The sequence below is a fragment of the Streptomyces sp. NPDC030991 genome (assembly GCF_055571235.1).
Genome location: NZ_JBVIFR010000031.1, coordinates 29,509 through 49,088, shown reverse-complemented (window position 1 = coordinate 49,088; position 19,580 = coordinate 29,509). Strand labels below are relative to the sequence as shown.

The window sequence follows — 19,580 nt, the reverse complement described above, 5'->3', positions numbered from 1 at the left end:
TTCCGGCGTGAGTGGGGTTTCCTCGTACCACGGCTCGGCTCCAGGTCCGGCTGCCGCTGGTCCGGCATCGGCGGCAGGTACGAGGTAGGCGTTGACGTTTCCATCCCAGTCGGGCCCTTCGATCGCGCAGAACTTACTGATTGACGGCCTGCGACTCGACGATGGTTAGTGCCACCTGCGAGTCACGGACCTCGGTCAACTGACCGGTCTCGCCGCCGCCTCCGGCCACCTGCCAGTCGACGGCCCACGTCGCCGTCGCCGTCACCTTGAACGTGCCGCCCGCCGCCGAGTCGGACGCTTCCTTGTAGACGTGGCCGCAGTCGGGCGAGGCCTTCATGCCGTACGACTTCTGGTACACCGAGCCAGGCCCGATGCACGTCACGGTCGTGCCGTCACCCATCGACCACACGATCCGGCTGACCTTTGCCGTCGCGGTCACCGTCACACCGGCCGCCGTTGCCGAAGCCGTGTTCGGCCCGAAGGTGGTCGGCGACTGGTCTACCGCCATCCACACCGGCATCCCGACCAGGCCCTTGCCGTCCGGCCTCGGATTGATGTCAATGTCCGGGCCGTCGAGCTTCATCGAGTCGACGGCCTGTTGGGCCAATTGCGCTGGGTCCACGCCCGCTTGTGGGGCGTCGGCGGACCACACCATTCTCTTCACGGTGTTCAGCGACTTGTCGAAGTGGCAGGTTTGCTCGTAGACGGCACCGTCGCCGGGTTTGTGGCCCTCCCAGTCCATGCTGTCTGCAGGCGGCTGCGGGTCGGCCTTCTTATAGGTGCAAGTCCAACGGCTCTTCTTGCCCCCGCCGCCGGTGGATTTTGTACCCGTCGCAGAGGCGCCGCCAGCCTGCTTTCCTGGCGAGTCGACCTCGACACGGCAGAAGCGTGAGTTGGAGTTGCATGCCGCTCCCGCGTCCACTGCGGGGCCGTCGGCATACGCATAGCCGGTGACACCGCTGAGGAACGCGGTCATGGCAGAGACGGCCGCAACGGTGCGGCGGCTCAGCATTGGGTGTCCTGCGGCTCGTCCCGGATGACGCGCCATCCTTCGGGCCACTTCTCAACGGTTCCCTTAATCACGTACGTCGTGAGCCTGTTGGACGGCACCGGGAGTGGCTTGCGTGACGTGGCGTTCCGCGCCTTCCAATGAGAGATGTCCAGACAGCTGGAGACCACTACATGTGGAATCTTGCGGTTAAGGTCCGTCGTCGTCGCCCGTGTGTTCTGTGGCGTGACACTGCCGGTGTAGATGACGCCGTTCATGTGCATCTGCTTGATGTCGCCCTCGGCCTGGGCGAGGGCGGCCGATGCGGCGTACTTCTCCAGCGGCTTGGCGGTTCCTTTCGGGTCTGCGTAAATCTTCACCGTCTCGCGCCAGTACGCGTCGTACGTGGCAACGGCGTCCTTCTTGGCCTGTTCCGTGGGGTCGAGCGGAGCGGGCGACGCGCTGCTGCGAGTGGGGTTCGGCGATGGCTTGGTCTCAGTGTCCTTGCCGTCGTCCGAACTGCAAGCGGCCAGGGCAAGGATGGAGCAGCCCGCGAGCGCCGTGCCGATAAGTCGATTCCGACTGCGAAGCCGGATATTGCCGGGCCTTGTGGTTGGCGTCATTGGGCCTCCCCGTTCTCCTTGACCGCTGTATCCGTGGCTTGTCGCGTATAGCGCTGAGTGATGGTGCAGCCGGTGTACACGAGATGTATGGGCCCCCTGCGCATATGCCACCGTACGCAAACTTTGCTCAACAGCACAGCCAGTAATGGCACTTCACGAAGCCGTGACCGTGTAAATACAGTCCAAAGGGACACATCGGCCGATTCGCTATGGGGTGTCTCCGGGTTTAGTCAGTTCTTCAGGTCGCCCGTATAGATGATGCTGTCGGCATGCGGGTTGACGACTTTGAAGCTGACCGGGCGCTTAATCCGTTTCCCGAAGGTGGCGCTGTGCGCGCATGCCTTGCTTTCACGTGAACTCCCGCATGGGGTACTGCTTCGGGCAGTGTTCGCGGTCGCTGAGCCAGGCGAGATGGCGGGTATGCGCGCGCAGCGCGATCAGCTCGGTCACCAGGGGCGATGGCAAGGACATGGCATCCACGGCGGGAGAGCAGGCATGCCTGCCCCACGGCGCTGGGACGGCTGGCTCGGGGCGGTGGAAGAGGTGCGCAGCGTCTCAAGCACGGGTGTCTACGGTGGGGTTGAGGAAGGCGTCGGTGGGGGTGGTGTCGCCGGACAGTGGGGTCATGACTGGCGCGAAGGGTCCTTTGGCCTGCAGGAGCTGCAGGGTGGTGGCACCGGCGGTGAGCTGGCCGACGCGGGGGTCGGCGGCCGCGAGGGCGCGCAGGTCCTGGATCCGGTTTGCCAGGACGCGGTCGGAGGCGCCGGCCAGGACGATGAGCAGGCGCGGGTAGGCGGGGTAGTGGTCGCGCCAGGCCTCGCGGGTGCTGCGGTGTCCGCGGAACCCGCTGGTGTTGGGGGTGTAGGTCTGGTAGCGGGCGTAGGCGGCGAGCTTGGCGGCGAGGCGGGTGGTCTGCATGGTGGCCCGGTCAACCTCGATGAAGAAGCTGAGCATGCGCCGCCGCCCGTTTTCGGTGGTGTGGGTGTAGCGCAGGACGGCGTCCGGGATCATGAACGCGTCGTCGGCGCCGCGGGATTCGCCGTCGCGGATCCGGTGGGCGATTTCGGGCTCCCAGTCCAGGGGGGAGCATTCGTGGCCGAGGCGGCGTGCCCAGTCGACGAACGCGACGCCGCTGTCGACGACGGTGAGGGTGTGGTCCTGCAGCTGGGAGGCTGCGGTCTGCGGGGTGATGCGGTAGCCGCGGTGGGTGATGGTCGGGTCGTGGGCGACGGCATCGGCGCCACGCGCGGTGACGTACCACAGCAGCTCGGACCGCCCGCGTCGTGTGCTGCGCCGAGTGATGGCGTCGACCAGGCCGTCGGCGCGCATCAGCTTGAGCTGCTGGCGCAGGTAGACGGGCCGCTGTGCGTGGGGGGTGAACAGGCGGTGGAGCTGGCCGGTGGAGACCAGCCGGTGCTGGTAGAGGACGGGCAGCAGGTGTTGCCCGAGGCGGGACAGACCACGCGTGGGGCGGGGGAGGGGAATGCTTTCGGTGGAGGCGGTCAGGGTCATCAGGCGACCTCGCTCTCGTTGTCGGTCCAGCAGGCGTCGTCGGATTCAGCGGCCGTGTCCTCGGCCTCGTGTTCGGGAGCGGGGAACAGTGGGTTGCGGGTGAGTTCGTCGAGGATCCGGTCGTTGAGGCCTGGCTTCTTCCCGTCATGGCTGCCGTCGAGGGCGAGCAGAATCTCGCGTAGGGTGCGGCGCTGCTGCGTGGTGTCCATGGCCGCTTCCAGTTCGCCGAGGCGCTCGGGGTGGTGGTAGTCGGCGAAGACTTCATGCACGGGCACGCCTGCGACCTGGAAGGTGGCAGTGGGCGAGCCCTTGAGAGTGGCGCGGACGGCATAGTGCCATTTCGGCTGGTTCATCAGCGTTTCCGCGTCTGCGCCCGGGAGGCGTTTGGAGAGGAACGCGGCTTCGTCGGTGTCGGCGGCCGCTGCCGTGAGCAGGGACTGGTTCTGCATCAGGGCCAGGCGGGTCTCTTCGGAGAGCCTCATCGCCATCTGGGTCATCCCCATCAGCCGCACCTCGTACTTGCGCAGCTGCTCGAGGATCGCGGCGATGTAGCCGCGGGCGGCCCCGTCGATGGCCTTGAGCTCGTCGGCGAACGCGAACATCGTGGCCAGCAGAGTGGGGTCGACGCCTTCGCGGGAGTGTCCGGCCCTGAACAGGTCGAACATCAGCAGACTGGTGATGATCTGGTCCCCGCTGCCCGTGCCGGAACAGCGCAGCAGCACGATCTGACGCTGATCCATCGCCCGGCGCACGTCGTAGGTGGAGCGCGGCTGTCCGAGGAAGGCGCGCAAGGAGGTGGAGGTGGCGAGCTGCTCGATGGTCTGGGTGACCACTGGCACCGCGCTGCCTTCGTACTGGGGGAAGGTGGTGCGCCACCACTGCCGCATCGGCAGCGGCATCTGGGAGAGCACTCTGTCGCGCCATTCCTCGTCGGTGAGCAGGCGGGTGATCGTGAACAGGGTGGGCTGCAGGTCGGGGCGGCCCTGGCGGCACATGCGGTAGGCGAGATGCGCCAGGACCTCGACGGCGTGCGACAGGATGCCCTTGGCGCGCGGAGCGCCATCACCCCAGCCCTGGGCTGCGGACAGGCCCGCGACCACAGCACCGATGACGTCCTGCACGTCTTCAGGCGCGCGGTCTTCCATCGACAGGGGGTTCCATGCACCGATCTTTGCGGCGGGCTTCTTGACACTCAAATCGATCAGATGTACGCGCCCGATCACCCTGGGATGCGTCAGATACGGCAGGGCCCGCTTGATCGCCTGGCCGTGGGGGTCGAGGAACCAGATGCCGAGCCCGCCGTAGGCGAGGGCGATGGCCTGCAGCAACGCCAACTCGCTCTTTCCGAAGCCGGATTTGCCGAACGAGGCACCGAACAGGACCTCTGCCTGCGGCAGGCAGGCGAGCCGGGTCCGCCCATCCGCCTCGGTGACCAGCCCCAGCGGAACCATGCCGGGCTGCCCGGTCCAGGTCGGCAACGCACGCGGAGCCGGCGCGAGCATCCCGCCGGTGCGCACCACGTTCTGTGCCGTGCAGTGAATGTTCGCCGGCCGAAGCAGCGCGGCGAGTTCGTCGCTGGTGAGCCACTGCCGGCGAGCGGGCGCGAACTCACCGCTCGCATAGCGGCGGTCGAAGGAGCGCCGCCGCCACCACACACTGCTGTAAGGGCGCCAGCCGGTGCGGCGCGGACCGACCGGCCGCCACCAGTTCTCCCCGCCCCAGGCATCCATCACGGCCATCACCTGGTGCAGTCGGGCCTGCGCCCGTGCCGGGTGCGTACCAGTGACCCGGACCAGGATCTGCACGGCGAACACCTGGGCATCCGCACCGGGCAAGAACTTGCCCACTCCGTCAGCCAGATCCGTCTGCCGGGGCAACGGCTTGAAGGTGTTCTTGGAGGCGGTGAGGGGTTTACCTCCATTAAGGCCCTCGATCAGCGTCGACATCACCGGCCCGCCACGCCTGCCCGCCCCGAGTGACTCTCCATATGCGGACGGGCCGCGCTGCTCGGCCTTGCGGACCAGGCGCCGCCTCCAGGCGGCCACCCGCCGGCTCGCCACCGGCACCACGTCCACGACCAGCTCGGCCTGCTCTCCGCGCTCGGCGTCGATCTGTGCGACGGCGTGGGCGAGGATCTGCAGCGGGTCCGGATCCGATGCGGCCGGGGTCAGGCGCTTGTGATCCGGGCGCGCCAGGACCAGCTCAGCTCGTGCCACATACCGGGCCGGGCCCGGGGCCGCTGCCTGTGAAGTGGCGGGCGGTTCCTCCTGTGCCCCGTGCTTGGTCAACGACACCGGTCGGGCCGCTTCGGGCCTCGGGAGCGGGGGAGCGTCGGGAAAGGTGATGTGCTTGGCCGGTGCCTGGCGGCGAGGGCTTGGGGTTCGGACCTGGACACCGGGCAGGGACGGCAGCCGCATCAGCGCGGCCGACGTCGCCGGCCCCTCCAAACGCAGGGACAGCTGCCCGTGCTCATTGCTGCCGTGCCGCAGCCGCATCCCCTGAGCCCGCCGCGGGGTCCACTCGGTGGTCTGCGAGGCGCGCGTGAGCCGGGCTGCGTGCGGAGCCATGTCGGAGGACGACGGCTCGAAACTCTGCGACGGCACCAGCTCGACGACCGCCCGCTTCTGCAGGAGACGTCGTGCCCGTCGCCGCCACCGCAACGACCCCGCCCCGGCCACCAGCACACCGAGGACACCAGCCCAGCCTGCCCACCAGACAATCTCCTCCAGCAGCGGGCTCCAGGCGAACACGTCAACGGGAACGACGGAGGACAGTACGGAGGCGACGATGTCGAACATCAGCAGCCGCCCTGCGAGAGGCGAAACCACGGTGTACGCCACCGCTCCTGCCTAGTGCGGGGGATGAACACCCGGCGTGCGGCAGCGCGCCACACCTGTCGCGCGCCCAGGCCGCCGAGCCCCATCACCAGCAGCGGAACCCACGGCCAGCCGCGGTGCTCGGCCGCTGCCTGCGCCGCCGAACCTCCTATGAATGGCAGGTTGTTGAGGTCGCCGCCCCACCACCAGCCGCGGACGCAGCCCAGGGCGAAGACGATGCCTGCAAGCCAGCCACAGCCCTCCACCAGCACGCCCACAACTGCATCTCGCGGAGAGGAGACGTTACTTGTGGTCTTCACCGGCACTCCCGTCAGCATCGGGCGGCCGGTTGCCGCCCTCTCACCCCCCAAAGGAGCGCCAGGGCGCAAAACGTGACCGGTTGAAGCAGAGAATTTTCGATCGGGGGCCCACGCCTCCCCGAACTGCTGTGACCAGGAGGCGTACGGGCGCGGAGAGGCGCCTGGAGGCAGAGGCACGGAGAGCGGGGCGTACGGGAAGGCGGGGGACCGACTTCGGAACAGCGCGCTGGGCTGGTGGCTGCGTGATCAGCTGCCGTGGTATGAGGACCCGCCGCGCCCAGAGCCGTCCGGCGCACTGCCGCTGCCGGACGCCTTGTGGAATCTGTCAGGTCCTGGCGGTAACCCGTACTGCCGTCACCGCGGAGCCCTCGCCCTTTACCGGCCGACATGCGCCCTGACCTGGCGCGCCCCCTGCGCCGCCGCATCACGAGCCGACCGCTCGTCCACCTTGTGACCGACAGCCTTTCAAGATCACGTCGACCGGTCGGCCGGGTTGCCTCCGCGGCAGGAGGCAGACTGCTGCGTATACGTAGGCGTATACTTGCCTCATGTCTGACGCGATGATCAGAGTGCCCGCCGAGGTCCGCGACCGCCTGGCGGTGCTTGCTGAATCCCGGGGAACGTCGATCCGCACGCTCGTGCAGGAGTTCGCCGAGTCCACACTGACGCAAGAAGAACGTCAGGAGCGTGCTGAGCGCACGCGCGCCTACCTCGCAGAACACTTCGGCACTGAGGTGAGTGACGAGGAGAGCGCTGCCATGGGCGCACGCCTGCGTGCGGCATTTTCCGGTGCGAGCGGCGCGGCTGCGTGATCCTTCACCACCTGGTGCTGGATGCGCCGACCCTGCTCGCGCTCACCGGAAACCGGCAAGTCTCCGCTCTCATCCACCGAGCCCACTATGAGACGGAAACCCGTCTGTGGGTGCCGGCCCTGTCGGTCCTTGAGGCCGACAGGCAATACCGGGGGATGGCCGAGCACGTGGGACAGCTGGAGGTCCTGCACATTGCCGACCTCGACTACCCCGCGGTGCTCGCGACGGCCGCGCTGATCCAGGACGGCGTTGCCGCAGGTGTCGCCGCCGCCATCCACGCGGCGCGGCACCTTCCTGACTGGGATGCAGACGCGCTGATCGCCACCGTGGAGCCGAAGGCGTACGCCGGGCGCGGTGTCCCCGTGTTCGACCTCAACCGCTGACGCGACGCTCTCCCGTTGCGCGGCCTGAACCGTCATTGCTCTGGCTGTGCGGGGGCAGCCTCGGCAGAGACGCGCAGCATCCGCGGTGATCAGTCCTTGTAGGTGACGTGGACGTGGTCGTAGTGACCACCGGTGACTGTGTGCACGTTGCCGAGGCCGTGATCGTAGGGTCGGCCCCAGCCTTTCTCGTCCTGTGAGTGGTTGATGCTCCAGATGCGTCCCTGCCAGATCACGTACTGCACGTGCAGGAGGCGGGCGTTATTGCGCAACCAGGCGGCAAGTGCCCAGCCCTGGGCCAGGGCGGTGCCGGAGGCGCGGGTGCCCAGGGTGCCGGGTGTGTAGTCGCAGGCCCGGCCCAGGGGGTGTTCGCCGCCCTCGGTACGTGAGCTCTGGCAGCCGATACCGCCGTGCCAGCGTGGCCACTTCTTGAGGATTTCTGTGTATCCGTGGGCTGTTGCGCCGGTCAGGCAGTGCCCGCCGGAAGGGTCGGGATACGAGCAAGCGCTCGCGCCGCCCTGGTAGGGGGTGGGTGGGCCGGGCACGGTGACGGCGATGGGTACAGGACCGTCGCTGCCGGCGTTGCCGAGCGTGGCCCCGGCCTGGTCGTACTGGTGCACGTACTGCAGCACTTCGTCGGCGTACCAGTCGGCGTGGTTGTAGCGCAGGGCCGCCTTGCGAAGCTGCGCGTCGTCGCTGAGGTCGCTGGAGCCGCTGCCGCACAGGTAGACGGCGGCGCCCAGCGTCGCGTCGAAGGCGTTGTGCGGGTCTTTCACCTTGTCGCCGTTGCCGTCCTGGCCGGTGGCGCCTGCCCAGGTGGAGGGCAGGAACTGCATCGGCCCCACAGCCCGGTCGTAGGAGGTATCACCGTCCCACCGGCCGCCGTCAGTGTCGGTGAAGGAACTCGTGTTGCCGCCGGCACCGGATCCGTTGAGCCGCGCGCCGATGATGCGGGGGGTGATCACCCCGCTGTCGGCGACGTGCCGGCCCGCCGCATGATTGGACTCGACCTTCCCGAACCCTGCGAGCACGGACCAGCGCATCCCTTTGCACCTGGGGCGCAGCTGGGTGATGCGGGAGGCAGCGTTGGCGTAGGCCGACAGCATCACGGGAGGGATTCCCTTCACCGAGGACGGTGCCGCTGTGGCCCCGGCCCCGGTGGCGTAGGCGGCCTGCCGGTTGTTCTCTTCTTCGTCGGCGGCGATCGCGCCGGTGATCGCTATGAAGGCCGTGATGCACAGCAGCACCGGCATGACGGCGGTGACGGCGCCGAACGCGAGCCATCGTTTCGTGTTCTGGTTCACGCCTGTTCCTCGTCGTCGCGCCGAGGCGGCGGGTCGAAGAGGGACCGGCCCCTCGGGCGCTGAGGTGGGTCTGTGCGTCGCGGACGCGGGCGAGGTCGGGGAGCGCGGGCAGGGGGCGCCGAAGCGACGTCCGCAGCGGGCTGCGGGCTGGGGGCGGGTCGATGTGCACGGACGGTGTCAGTGTTCATCCGGTACAGCCGTTGACGCAGGGCCTGCTGCTGCGAGGAGGCAGCGGGTTGGCCCGGCATCGGTCGCGGTGCCCGGCGTACGGGCCGGCGCACCGCAACAGCTGCCGGGGCGGGGGCGGCCGGGGGCCGGGGCGGTGTCGGGCGGCCGGGGGAGGTGGGAATGCGGTGTACCGCAGTGCGCGCAGGTGTGCGCGGGCGCGGGACGGGCGGCAGGCCGCGGTGCATCCGGATCCGGTTGGAGGCCCAGCGGCCGCCGATGTTGTTCCAGTAGGTCTGGCCGAAGGAGCGGGCGGCGGGCAGCTGGCGGATGACGGGCTGGGCGATGCGGGAGCGCAGTTGTGCTGCGGAGCGGGCCAGGTTGCCGGGCGCAGCCTTCAGACCGGCACCGGCGGCGCGGGCGGCCTGCGGCAGGTAGACCGGCGCTCCCACGGAGTACTTGAGGCCGAACTTGCCCGCCCCGTATGCAGCCTTCGCCGAGCCAACAACCGCTTTGCCCGCGCCGTTGGCCAGGGCCGCAGTGCCGCGAACGGCGGTGCGGGTGCCGAGCCGTCCTGCCAGCGCGGTACTGCCCCGCCCGCCCAGCGCGGTGAGCGAGCCGGATCCGCCGGCTGCGGCACCGCCGGCTGCTGCGCCACCGGTCGCGGCGATGGCGCCGATCATCAGTGCGGTGGTGGCCAGGGTCGAGGCGAGGGAGCGTTTGCGGCCCGCGCTCTGGTCCATCGTGACCGGGCCGCGGCCGCCGAGCGGGCTGTTGCCCAGACGTGAACGGGCCGAGGAGGCCCAGGCCTTGGAGCGCTTGGTGATCCGCTTGCGGAAGAAGAATGCGCCGATCACCGTGACATCGACGGCCACGAACTGCGCGGGAAGGCCACCCTCCTTGCTGAAGTTCGCACCCAGCACGGCGGTGACGGCCTGGACGGCGATCGCGAGTCCGACGACCAGGGTGATGAGTATGCCCAGCAGGCGCAGGATGCTGGTGGCGCGCTCCCACATCCAGGCCCGGCCCGCGCCCGGCATGATGCCGGCGGCGAGGGCTGCCTTGGCCAGGATGGCCTCCAGGCCGAGGCGGACCTCGGTGGACAGGTAGGCGCAGGCGGTGGCGGTGAGCAGGATCGTCATCAGCAGGGCGGCGATGAAGATGAAGAAGGCGCCGCCGACCTTGTCCCATCCGGCCTTCTTGGCTTCACCGGCGTCCTTGACGCAGGCCTTCTCGAAGTCGTCGCCGGGGTTCATGCCGAGCATGTCGTTGGCGACGTAGTCGATGGCCTTGTCGCTGATGGCGTCCTTGATGTCGCCGACCACGCCGGGGACGATGTCCCACGCACTCGGCACCTTGTTGATCGTGTCCTTGACGCCGTCGACCTTCTCGTTGAAGAAGGCCTGCTCGACGCGGGATTCACTGTAGAGGGCGGTGCATTTCTTGCTGGGCAACTGCTGGTTGTAGGAGAGCAGGAACGCGGGCTTGACGACGAAAGCGTCCACGACGCCGTCCGTGACCGTCTGGGTGAGTTCCTTGGTCTTGGCCTCGGTGAGCGTGGCCGTGCCGGTGAGGGCCTTCTCGTGGCCGGTCGTGATCGCGTACACGGCGATGCCCAGTTCGCGGACCTTGCCGACGGCGCCTCCGTGATCACCGAGCAGGAGCTGGGGCGGGGCGGCGAGGGTGGACACGGCGAGCGCGGAGATCATGGTGGAGGCGAACAGCTCACCCCACCCACGCGAGGTGCGGCCGAAGGTGATGTTCCAGAATGCGACGGCGCCGGAGAATGCCATCATCACGCCGGGCAGACCGAGCTGCACGATCGTCTGGCTGTACAGGGAGTCGGAGAGGGCCAGGGCCGGTTTGAGGAAGATCCGGGCCAGCGACCACTGCAGTGCCCAGGTGATGATCCAGCACCCGAACGCCACCGTCCATTTGGTGGCCTCGAACAGGCCCTGGGTCATCGCGGACTGGATCTGCCCGACCGGGTTGGTCACTCCGCCCGCATCCGACTCGATCCGGTAGGCCGAGACGGGAAGGTCATTGCTGTCGGTGACCTCGAAGGCATTGAGGACACCGCCGTCACCGTGCCTGTCCTTGTACTCCTGGACCTTCTTGCGCATTTCGCGGCGCAGCTTCTCCTGCTGCGTCGTCTTCTTGTCCTTCGCCGAGGGCTCCTTTTTGCCGGCTGCAGCCTTGCCCTTGGCTGTGTCCGCGTTCCCCTTCCCGTCGCCGCCCTTCGGCGCGGTAGGACGGACGGATTCTGGGGGCAGCAGACCGGGTGCCGTGGGCTCCAGGCCAGGCTCGTACCTCGGGAACGACGCTGACGGGGACGGCGTGGGCGCCGGATCTGCGGGAGCTGCACCCGCGTGAGGTGCGAGCAGCATCACCGCGGCCAGTACCGCGGTGACGAGCAGCAGCCCCCCCGCCGCCAGCCGGCGCATCGCGGCAGCCCGGTTCAGTCCCCGCCGCAAGGTCATGCCGTCACCGCCTCCTGCGCGGCCGCGCCTTCGCTGCTGAGGCTGGCGTCGGCCGGGTTATGTTCGGGGTCGGAGTGGATGACGTCGCTCAGCGTCGGATCGAGGGGCATCTGTACGCGCATCGCGCCGATCCGCCCGAACAGGTCCCGCACCAGGCACTCGCCGGAGCGCTGTGCCTGCACTGTCTCCGACTCATCGAGCGGAGAGAGATGGGTGGTGACCATCTCCAGCAGCTCGGTGTCGTTCGGGTCGAGGTCGAGGAAGTCCAGGCCGCGCCGGGCGAGTTCCTTGTTGGTCTGGCGGAACAGGTGCCGGCGCGGGATCAGGCCGCGCACGATCCGCCCGGTTTCGGTGTTGGGCCCGATGTCCTCGGGATCATGGGAGCCGACGAGGACGCCGGCATTGTGCTTACGGCCGTCTCGCAGGAGCTCCAGCAGCAGGTCCAGGCCTTCGGGCGCGGAGGTGAGCCACCAGCATTCGTCCCACACGACCTGGCAGAACTCGGCTTCATGGCGCGGGTCGAAGCTGATGTGCCGGCAGATCGTCGCGATCAGATACAGCGCCGCCCGGCCGAACACCTTCTCCGGGGAGAGCCGCTCGAAGTGCCCGGGCTCCAGCTCCCACTTCTTGGGCAGCGCGAGCTGGGCGACGGAGAATACGACGGAGTCGGCGTCGGTGTCGATGACCGGCAGAGTCTCGTCGAAGATGGTGCGCGCGATGTCGCGGCGGGCGTGCATGTTCAGCTTGCGGGCCAGCGACCGGCAGGCCGCATCACCCTCGCGTACCCCGCGCTCGGTCAGGTGCGCCATCAAGGCGCGCATGCTTGGTGCCTTGCCGGCCAGGACGTGGGCGACCGCTTCCGAGAGGACGTCGCCTGTCTCGTCCATGGGCTGAATACCCAGCAGCATGTGCAGGAAGGATTCGCAGCGCCGCTGGGCCTCGGACAGGTTGACCGGCTCGGTGCCGCGCTGCTGGGTGAACACGCGCAGCGGGTCCAGGCTCACGGTGGCGCTGCTGTCGGTGCTGATCAGCTCGGTGCGGCCGGGGCAGGCCTTGGTGAACCGCAGCCACTCCTGCTTGGGAGTGCGGTCCACGATCACAGCGCGGCCGCGGCTGTCCGGCACTCCTGCCTTGCGGCCTGCGGCGAGTGTCCAGTAGACGGCGCACTTCATCGCGTAGGATTTGCCGCCGCCGAGCTCGCCGAGGAACGCCGCCGACGCCGACGTGCGCTTCTTCGGCCCGCGCGTGAAGTCCATCAGTACCGGCCGCGCACCCCCGCCGGTCAGCTGCCACCCGTACAACGGGCCCCGCTCATCGCCGAGCTCGGTGGCCGCCCATGGGCCGGCCATGCAGAAGTCCCGGGCGAGCAGGTACTGCGCGTAGGAGGCCATTGCCTGCGGGGTGCGGGCGCCCGGCAGCATCCCGTGGAAGAGGTGTTCCTGATCACCGAGGGGTCGGTCCAGGGTGTAGTCGTCGCCGCCGAACTCGGAGGTCAGCACCTGGGCCCGCTGCTCTGCTTCCTGCGGACTGGCGCCCCACACACAGAAGGCGACCATGGCCCGCACGTCAACCTCTCCCTTGGATGCGGTCAGCCGCTCCCGGTTCTCCGCCAGCGCATCGGCGGCCTTGCCGATCGCGGCAGGCGCCCCGGCAGGGTCGTCGGCCCACTCCTCGGGCTGCCCGGCCAGGTCACGCGCCTTGCGACGAGTCTTGGCCTCTGCGTCTGCACCCGGTGTGACAGACATTCGCACGACCCAGTCGACGGGGAAGTCGAAGGTGTCCAGCGAGGCCAGGTACTCAGACCCCGGGAACCGGAACGCCTCCGGCATCTCCGAGAGCGTCAGAAAGCTCTGGTAGGACGCCCCGTGCTCGGTGGCCACCTCGAGCCAGCGGCGCTTGAAGATTCCCGCGCCGCGGCGCTCATCCTCGTCCGCGAGCCGGCCGTCGATCGCTCCTTCGGTGAGCACGCTCTGGCCGAGCGCGGCCACCGTGCGGGCACGGTTCACCACGCCGCGCGAAGCGTCGGGGGTGGGCAGCAGCGGTTCGAGGACTCCGCGGCGCGCGGAGTGGCCGTAGATCCACAGGATCTCGGCCTCGCTCGCCGGCCGGGCCGACACTGTGCCCGGCCACGTCGCCGCCATCCGCGCCGCCTGCCGCACGCGGCGGTCCTCTTCCTTGCCGCTGATCGGCGCGGGCAGCAGCCCGAACTGCAGGGCGATCTCCGCCCTGGCTGCACCCGCCATGTCCGCGAGACGCTGACGGCGGTCCGCGGCGGGCAGCGGGACGGCGAGCCAGTCGGTACGCCCGGTCAGCTCCAGTCCTTCGAGGGTGTCCAGGACGCGGTGGGCGACCTGGGTGTAGCGGTCACTGGCCGCCATGTCGATGTTCTCGGTCATCGCCCGGACCACCGCGCGAGGGTCGACCTGCGGGCACAGCGAGAGCCACATCGACTCCCCGACCAGCTTCTTCACCAGCGCCTCGAGCGCCTTCAAACGGCGCAGCTTCGCGGTCCTACTGGCGTGCACCTGGTCGACGCCCTGGACGCGGTAGAGCGCGTAGACCGTGCCGTGCACGCTCCACACGACGTTCCCGGCCACATGCCGGATCGGCATCTTCACGACTGCTCTCCTTGCTCAGCGATGGTGGTCGCCTTGGTGATGCGACGGGCCTGCGGGCCATGCGCCTGCAGATGCATGGCCACGGCGCTCGTGCCGGGGGCGAGAAGACCGGGCAGGACAGCGGCCTGGGCGTCGGTGAGCGGCAGCAGGTCAGACTGAGGCGCAGGGGTGGATGCGGTCATTGCTGCCTCGATGTGTGTGCGCGGTGGGTGGCGAGCTGGGCGAGTGCGCTGGCCGCAGTGGAAGTGACCGCTGTGGCAGCGGCCGCAGCGCGTGGTGACGTCCGCCCCGTTCCCGTCCCCGTCAGCGGCAGGTCCGTGGCGGGGACGGAAGCGGCCGCGACAGGGAGCGTTTGGCCGGCCAAGCGGCGCGGCGGGGCGAGCTCGGTGAACGTGACGGTGCCGGACAGCGGTTGGGTAGCGATCCGCCGCAGCTGTCGTCCGCGCAGGCGGGGCCGCTGCCCGCCCGCGAGCAGCCCCAGAGTGCTGGCCATCGCGGCGAACGGGCTGCGGCCGTCGATGTGCAGTCGCCGCACCAGCAGCGAGGAGAGATACGGCAGCAGGACCAGCGCGGCGAGGTTGAACAGCCCGAACGTCGCCCACAGGGCGGGCACCATCACCAGGAGCAGCACCAGGGCACCGAAGGTCACGCCCATGGTGATGAACTGCGGCACGCTGTAGGGACCACCCCACAGGCGGCGCCCCTCCCACTGCCCGATCATGCTGGGATGCCGGCGGGCCTTGGTGTAGCAACGGCCGACCAGGAACTCTGCCTCGGTGGTGCTCATGAGCGCTGTCCGACCAGGTTGATGACGGCCGGCGCGGCGGCGAGCGCAGGTTCAGGGATGTCGACGACGCGGACGACAGCTGAGTCCAGGCCGACGGTGTGGTCCTTCTTGAGTTCCTCGGCGGCCTTGCTGCTGAGGACGGTCTGGGAAGCGATGACGCCCATGACGATCGCGCCGCCGACCGCGGCGACACCGGCCTTGAGCATGGAGCGGGTCGCAGCCCAGGTCGCAGCGATGCTGCCCACGTAGATGATGCCGAGGACGACAACGGTCAGCAGTGTCTTGACGTCCTTGCCCAGGCCGGTCCAGTCCTCGAGGAGACCGGCCGCAGCCAACGGAGTGGAGTGCATGAAAGTGCTCCTTACTGAGCGGGTGCGCTGGACGGCGACGTGGCCGGCGCAGGAACGTCCGGCAGGGTGATCTGAGGGGTGGTGTCCAGGGCTGCGACCTCCCACCGGCCATCACGGCCGGCCAAGGTGAGTGCGTAGGACAGCGGGAGGGCGACGCCATCGAGGCGGGCAGCCTTCACGTCGACGACCAGACGCAGTCGCTCCCGCCCGGCCGGAGCGCCGATCCGCCCGTCTCCGTCGCTGTCCTGGAACGCGGTTTCCGCCGCAATCTGGGTGACGACCGCCGACCGGTACGGAGCAGGTCGCACGGGGGAAAGCCGTGTGCCGGGGGAGAGATAGCGGCCGAGCTCACCATTGCCGGACAGATACGAGGCGAAGAATGCGCTGAGCGTGTCCACGGCCGGATCCGAGGCCTGCGCCGAAAGCGCAGCCCCATAGGCGAGTTCAGCTTGCGGGTCCTTGCCGGCGGGCGCGGCAACCTCGGCGGGCAAGGCGAGAGCCGACAGCGGCCCACCCTCCCGGTCAGCTTCGACGGGAACCTGGAAGAACCGCTGACGAATCCCTGACGGTCCCTCGGCCGCAGCCGCACCGTCTCCCGCAGCCTTCGGCGGTGCTGGTTCCAAGACGCGGGCGGCGACAGTCACCGACCAGTAGCGACCCGGCGCCACTTCCTTCACCCGCACGGCAGCGATCTGCCCGACCTGCACGGCGTCGGGCTTGCCACCCAGCTCAAGACTGGTGGCGCGCGGATAGAACGCGGCAACCTCGTCCTGAGATCCCTCGCCGGCACGCAAGAACGCGGCAACGTACATTTCCGCGAACCCGCCCGGCCCGGCTGAGTCCTGCCCGGCGGCCTGCACGATGGCTGCGGGGTGCCCGTCCGCGGCAGGCTGGGACACGAGCGCCCACCCGCCCAGGACCGGGCCCGCGATCAACAGTCCCCAGGCCAGACGCCGCACGATGTTCGTCGCCATGGCCACAGAGCCGGTCGACGGCGACGTCCACCACCCGCCCTGCTCCTCCAGCACCTGATCCGGCTCGACGACGTCGACGGCCTCGCGGCTGCGGCGCCTCACGAGGCCGCCTCCTGCCACGTGCGCAACTGCCGCTGCTGCTCGGCTGCATCCAGCCGGGCGAACCGGTCGAACGCATCGCGTGCCGGACCGATCTCGGACAGATAGGCCCGTGCGATCCGGGCGGTCTGCTCCGTGAACGGCAGCGTCTCCAACAGAGCGACCAACTGCTTGACCCTGCGCCGGGCCGTCGCGAGCAGATCGAGATCCGCCTGCCCGACCAGCGCCGACGCCGGGGGCGCTGTGCGCGTCATCGTCACGGTCTCCTCCTCAACTCCAGAAGTCCGGCGGGCCTGTTGCCGCCGTACACCCCCCAAAGGAGCCGCAACCCGCAAAACGTGACCGGCGAAGTCGGACCAATTTCCACACCCCGCATCACGCTGCGGCCACCCACTCAGCAGCCACCGGACGCAACCACCCGATAGCCCGCGACCGGCGCTTGCGCGCCGCCGGCGTCCTCGCTTCTGTACGCCCCTGCTCTTCCCGGACCACGTCCACCACCGTGCGGGCGTGCTCCACCTGCAGACAGCCGCGGTCGATACCCCACGCCAGCAGCGCCACCAGTTCCCCCTCGGCGCTCTCCGGCGCGCAAACCTCATCAACGACGGCAACACGATGGGCCCGGCCCTGCTCGATCAACAGGTTCCGCGCCACCTCATCGGCGACGTCCTCCGTCGCACCCGCGACATCCCCAAAAACATCCAGCCGCACTTCGCACGCCTCGTCACTCCCGAGCTCGCGGCTCGCCTGATGCAGCGTTTCCAGCAGCAGCGTGGAGGCGGCCTTGCTCCGGCGGTGCAGCGGGAACGTGCGCACCACGACGTACAGACAGCCGATGACGACCTGGGCGACGTCGTCGAACTCACGGGCCGAGGTGAGCAAGGACTGGGTGAGCCTCACCATCCCCGGCACCATCGCCTGCACCACTACCCGCGCGGCCAGCTGGGCCTGCTCCCCCTCACCAGCGGCCAGCCCAAGCAGCCCGCGCAGCCACCGGTCATCAGCCCCTCCACCACGCAGCGCACCGACGAGCTCGCCCAAGTCGTGCGACAGCTCTCCCTCGCAGGCGACCCCGGCCTGCTCCATCCAGGCAGGCACGAGAGCACCCACCGCCGGGTCGGCACACACCATCGCCCATTCGGCGTCCAGCCCCGCGAACACCCGCTGCTCAGCTCCCACGACACGACCCCTTTCAAGTACGTGTCGTGGACTCTCCTCAGCCGCACTGCCCCGCCGAATACCCCAATCACCCAAATGCCCAGGTCAGACTTGCCCAAAGAGTGACCCACGCTCAAACACAGTGACCCGCAGCCCACACACCCCCGTGCGCGCATCCCGTAACGCCCCTCCGAGCGGCCGAAGCACTGACAGCCGCAGCACCACCACCACCACGCCGCGCGCTGCGGAGCATCGACCGAACACTGCGGAACGACCGCCTCCCATGGAACGCGGCGCGCGGAACTACGCCGAGTGCTGCGCGAGGGAGGGAGCCCCGCCCGTTCCACACAATCCAGAGCCGAACTGACCGCACGCGTGCCACGGCCGCCCAGGCGTGCGCAGACGCGTCACGGGCGACGTTGCGCAGTACCCCAAACAGTGACCCAGGATGGAAAACCGCAGGTCCAGCCGTTCCACCCCGAGTGGAACGGTCGGACCTGCTGCGACAGCACTCGCCACTGCCCGACCCACATCAAAGCGCCGACCCACCAGACAGGGACCTCTGGTTGGGCGGAATGGGCCGCTGACCGGAGCGCGGGCCACTGGCAAGAGTGCCCCGGCCGCGCCACGCATTCCAGCGCCCCGGGCCAGTGACCGGGCAACAGGGACGAGCGGCACCAAGAACGTTCCCCGCACAGCAACAGCGGGACTTCCCCATCCGATTTCCCGTTGATGGCTCCTGGACCGCTCGGGGGGCACAGTGCCACGACCCGACGGTGGTTCTACTGGTCGGCATGAACGGCCCGGACGTCACAAGCCGGCGTAGGAGTCGGGAATAGGGAAGCGAGCAGGAACTGGCTGTGACGTTGTCCAGCGGCTCCGGCAGGACGTCTTCCAGCGGCCCCAGTTGATGAAGTGCCGGCGTGCAAGAGCGCAACGGCAGTGGAGGCCGCAGCGGTGGCGAACGCCTCGACGTCGATGAAGCGGCACCCGGTGATGTCAGCCGAGCAACTTCGGCTGACAAGGGCCCAGAGCCCTGCGCTGAAGGCCGGTTGCCTTCCCGTGTTGCCTTCCCGTATTGCTTCCCCGTGTTGCCTTCCCCTGTTGCCATGGCTGTGTTGCCTAATGGCAGCCTGCCGCTGAGAGACAGAGTGAGACTCAGCCCAGGTGGGAGGGGGCCGGGGTACTGTCCGCCAACGCCGACACCTCTCTCTTGTCTACCAAGAGAGAGGATTTCTCTTTCTCCTCGCGGAACTGTTCAAACGCCGGGTGCGCTGTAGACGCTCCCTCTTGCTCCACCTCTGCTCCCATAGCAACAGCTGAGCGAGGCAGGCCGCACGCCGGGCGACTGGCTGCCTCTGAAAGGAGCTTCGGGCAGATCGGCCAGAAGAGGCCTCGCCCTTGCCTGCCGGGGAGGGCCGCGTGTCTGCGCGGACAGCAATAGGCTGCACTGACTCCTCAAGACTCTTGAGGAGTCACCGCTCGTGCAGCGCGCCGGCCAGGGTGCCGGCGACTTCTCCGATGACCGTGCCGATGGTGCCGGGCAGCAGGAGTGCCTGTGCGACGTCGGCGAGTGCGGACTGCAACTGCTGGGAGAGGGATTCGCCGAACTTGCGGGCCAGCCCGCCGCGGCGCAGGTACTCATCGAGGGGCTCGCCGGGATAATTCGTCTCCCAGTAGCGGCGCAGCGCGATGTCGAAGGCAGGCAGCGGGTGCCCGAGCTCGGCGAGCGCGAGGCGCAGGGTGAGCACGAGCTGCTCGATGTCGGCGCCGGCCGAGCGGGCCAGGTCGATGCGTACCGGCACGAGCCGCACTCCCGGCCAGGCGGCTTCACCCCACTGTTCGGGTCGCCCGATACCGGCGAGCGAGGTCTCGATCTTGCTGGCGAGCGGTGCGGCCGTCAGGGCAGCCAGCTCGACGCGTTGCCCTTCCCTCCTCCGCCGTACGAGGACTTCTTCCAAAGACACTGCGGCGTCTCCCTAGGGTTCCGAGGAGACGCCGCAGATGCGAGCGAGGGGCTTAGTCGTCGCTCTTGAGGTCGGTGACAAAGCGGTTCCACGCGGTGGGAGTGAAGAAGAGTACGGGGCCCGTCGGCACCTTGCTGTCCCGTACCGGAACGGTGTGGGGGAGCCGCGCGGACTCCGGCGCCGCGGGGGGTGCCTGAGCGCGGGGCCCGTGAGGGCCCGGAGGCGGC

18 protein-coding genes and 1 pseudogene are annotated in these 19,580 nt (G+C 69.0%); 2 read left to right on the top strand and 17 right to left on the bottom strand.

Going from position 1 to position 19,580, the window contains the following annotated elements:
* Nucleotides 1-133: 133 nt before the first annotated feature.
* The 6 genes from ACZ45E_RS36410 to ACZ45E_RS36385 all read right to left on the bottom strand — a co-directional run bounded on the left by ACZ45E_RS36410 (nt 134) and on the right by ACZ45E_RS36385 (nt 6,259).
* Nucleotides 134-1,012, bottom strand: coding sequence for an ATP/GTP-binding protein (locus ACZ45E_RS36410; RefSeq protein ID WP_468229774.1), 879 nt, complete (start codon nt 1,010-1,012; stop codon nt 134-136).
* Nucleotides 1,006-1,611 (bottom strand): hypothetical protein, encoded by a 606-nt coding sequence (locus ACZ45E_RS36405; protein ID WP_468229772.1) that lies wholly within the window; start codon nt 1,609-1,611, stop codon nt 1,006-1,008. Before ACZ45E_RS36405 ends, ACZ45E_RS36410 begins: the two co-directional genes overlap by 7 nt.
* A gap of 348 nt (nt 1,612-1,959) precedes the next feature.
* Complete coding sequence (locus ACZ45E_RS36400) at nt 1,960-2,082, bottom strand: hypothetical protein (RefSeq protein ID WP_468229770.1); 123 nt, start codon at nt 2,080-2,082, stop codon at nt 1,960-1,962.
* Nucleotides 2,083-2,166: 84 nt separating this feature from the next.
* On the bottom strand, nt 2,167-3,123 hold the full coding sequence (locus ACZ45E_RS36395; RefSeq protein ID WP_468229768.1) for a replication-relaxation family protein: 957 nt from the start codon (nt 3,121-3,123) through the stop codon (nt 2,167-2,169).
* Complete coding sequence (locus tag ACZ45E_RS36390) at nt 3,123-5,963, bottom strand: type IV secretory system conjugative DNA transfer family protein (RefSeq protein ID WP_468229765.1); 2,841 nt, start codon at nt 5,961-5,963, stop codon at nt 3,123-3,125. The genes ACZ45E_RS36395 and ACZ45E_RS36390 overlap by 1 nt, the downstream gene beginning before the upstream one ends.
* On the bottom strand, nt 5,921-6,259 hold the full coding sequence (locus tag ACZ45E_RS36385; RefSeq protein ID WP_468229763.1) for a hypothetical protein: 339 nt from the start codon (nt 6,257-6,259) through the stop codon (nt 5,921-5,923). The genes ACZ45E_RS36390 and ACZ45E_RS36385 overlap by 43 nt, the downstream gene beginning before the upstream one ends.
* A 548-nt stretch (nt 6,260-6,807) precedes the next feature.
* Here ACZ45E_RS36385 and ACZ45E_RS36380 point away from each other — a divergent pair.
* Together ACZ45E_RS36380 and ACZ45E_RS36375 are read left to right on the top strand one after the other, a co-directional pair.
* A complete protein-coding gene (locus tag ACZ45E_RS36380) occupies nt 6,808-7,071 on the top strand; it encodes a hypothetical protein (protein ID WP_468229761.1) in 264 nt (87 codons plus the stop codon).
* Nucleotides 7,068-7,454, top strand: coding sequence for a PIN domain-containing protein (locus tag ACZ45E_RS36375; RefSeq protein WP_468229758.1), 387 nt, complete (start codon nt 7,068-7,070; stop codon nt 7,452-7,454). Before ACZ45E_RS36380 ends, ACZ45E_RS36375 begins: the two co-directional genes overlap by 4 nt.
* Nucleotides 7,455-7,543: 89 nt before the next feature.
* On the opposite strand, the gene ACZ45E_RS36370 is transcribed toward ACZ45E_RS36375, so the two are convergent.
* The 11 genes and pseudogenes from ACZ45E_RS36370 to ACZ45E_RS36320 form a co-directional block, all read right to left on the bottom strand.
* Nucleotides 7,544-8,755 (bottom strand): lytic transglycosylase domain-containing protein, encoded by a 1,212-nt coding sequence (locus tag ACZ45E_RS36370; protein ID WP_468229755.1) that lies wholly within the window; start codon nt 8,753-8,755, stop codon nt 7,544-7,546.
* The gene (locus tag ACZ45E_RS36365; RefSeq protein ID WP_468229753.1) at nt 8,752-11,400 is read right to left on the bottom strand and encodes a hypothetical protein; all 2,649 of its coding nucleotides are present in this window, start codon (nt 11,398-11,400) and stop codon (nt 8,752-8,754) included. Before ACZ45E_RS36365 ends, ACZ45E_RS36370 begins: the two co-directional genes overlap by 4 nt.
* Nucleotides 11,397-14,012 (bottom strand): ATP-binding protein, encoded by a 2,616-nt coding sequence (locus ACZ45E_RS36360; protein ID WP_468229834.1) that lies wholly within the window; start codon nt 14,010-14,012, stop codon nt 11,397-11,399. The genes ACZ45E_RS36365 and ACZ45E_RS36360 overlap by 4 nt, the downstream gene beginning before the upstream one ends.
* A gap of 2 nt (nt 14,013-14,014) precedes the next feature.
* Nucleotides 14,015-14,200 carry a hypothetical protein gene (locus ACZ45E_RS36355; RefSeq protein WP_468229750.1) on the bottom strand — a complete coding sequence of 62 codons (186 nt, stop codon included), beginning with the start codon at nt 14,198-14,200 and terminating at the stop codon, nt 14,015-14,017.
* Entirely contained in the window at nt 14,197-14,805 is a 609-nt protein-coding gene (locus ACZ45E_RS36350; RefSeq protein WP_468229748.1) for a hypothetical protein, read from the bottom strand. The genes ACZ45E_RS36355 and ACZ45E_RS36350 overlap by 4 nt, the downstream gene beginning before the upstream one ends.
* Nucleotides 14,802-15,155 carry a hypothetical protein gene (locus ACZ45E_RS36345; RefSeq protein ID WP_468229746.1) on the bottom strand — a complete coding sequence of 118 codons (354 nt, stop codon included), beginning with the start codon at nt 15,153-15,155 and terminating at the stop codon, nt 14,802-14,804. Before ACZ45E_RS36345 ends, ACZ45E_RS36350 begins: the two co-directional genes overlap by 4 nt.
* A gap of 11 nt (nt 15,156-15,166) precedes the next feature.
* A complete protein-coding gene (locus ACZ45E_RS36340) occupies nt 15,167-16,231 on the bottom strand; it encodes a conjugal transfer protein (RefSeq protein ID WP_468229743.1) in 1,065 nt (354 codons plus the stop codon).
* Nucleotides 16,228-16,488 (bottom strand): hypothetical protein, encoded by a 261-nt coding sequence (locus tag ACZ45E_RS36335; protein ID WP_468229740.1) that lies wholly within the window; start codon nt 16,486-16,488, stop codon nt 16,228-16,230. The genes ACZ45E_RS36340 and ACZ45E_RS36335 overlap by 4 nt, the downstream gene beginning before the upstream one ends.
* A 115-nt stretch (nt 16,489-16,603) precedes the next feature.
* Nucleotides 16,604-17,407 (bottom strand): hypothetical protein, encoded by an 804-nt coding sequence (locus ACZ45E_RS36330; protein WP_468229737.1) that lies wholly within the window; start codon nt 17,405-17,407, stop codon nt 16,604-16,606.
* A 1,454-nt stretch (nt 17,408-18,861) separates the two neighbouring features.
* Entirely contained in the window at nt 18,862-19,353 is a 492-nt protein-coding gene (locus ACZ45E_RS36325) for a hypothetical protein (RefSeq protein ID WP_468229734.1), read from the bottom strand.
* Nucleotides 19,354-19,405: 52 nt separating this feature from the next.
* A pseudogene (locus tag ACZ45E_RS36320) lies at nt 19,406-19,516 on the bottom strand (DUF397 domain-containing protein); the annotation flags it as partial.
* Between the last annotated feature and the right edge of the window lie 64 nt (nt 19,517-19,580).

What these genes read in the sequence shown, in the direction of transcription:
- ACZ45E_RS36405 (WP_468229772.1), bottom strand. Translation starts at nt 1,611, where the DNA reads ATGACGCCAACCACAAGGCCCGGCAATATCCGGCTTCGCAGTCGGAAT.
- ACZ45E_RS36395 (WP_468229768.1), bottom strand. Translation starts at nt 3,123, where the DNA reads ATGACCCTGACCGCCTCCACCGAAAGCATTCCCCTCCCCCGCCCCACG.
- ACZ45E_RS36410 (WP_468229774.1), bottom strand. Translation starts at nt 1,012, where the DNA reads ATGCTGAGCCGCCGCACCGTTGCGGCCGTCTCTGCCATGACCGCGTTC.
- ACZ45E_RS36380 (WP_468229761.1), top strand. Translation starts at nt 6,808, where the DNA reads ATGTCTGACGCGATGATCAGAGTGCCCGCCGAGGTCCGCGACCGCCTG.
- ACZ45E_RS36365 (WP_468229753.1), bottom strand. Translation starts at nt 11,400, where the DNA reads ATGACCTTGCGGCGGGGACTGAACCGGGCTGCCGCGATGCGCCGGCTG.
- ACZ45E_RS36355 (WP_468229750.1), bottom strand. Translation starts at nt 14,200, where the DNA reads ATGACCGCATCCACCCCTGCGCCTCAGTCTGACCTGCTGCCGCTCACC.
- ACZ45E_RS36360 (WP_468229834.1), bottom strand. Translation starts at nt 14,012, where the DNA reads ATGCCGATCCGGCATGTGGCCGGGAACGTCGTGTGGAGCGTGCACGGC.
- ACZ45E_RS36350 (WP_468229748.1), bottom strand. Translation starts at nt 14,805, where the DNA reads ATGAGCACCACCGAGGCAGAGTTCCTGGTCGGCCGTTGCTACACCAAG.
- ACZ45E_RS36345 (WP_468229746.1), bottom strand. Translation starts at nt 15,155, where the DNA reads ATGCACTCCACTCCGTTGGCTGCGGCCGGTCTCCTCGAGGACTGGACC.
- ACZ45E_RS36400 (WP_468229770.1), bottom strand. Translation starts at nt 2,082, where the DNA reads ATGTCCTTGCCATCGCCCCTGGTGACCGAGCTGATCGCGCTGCGCGCG.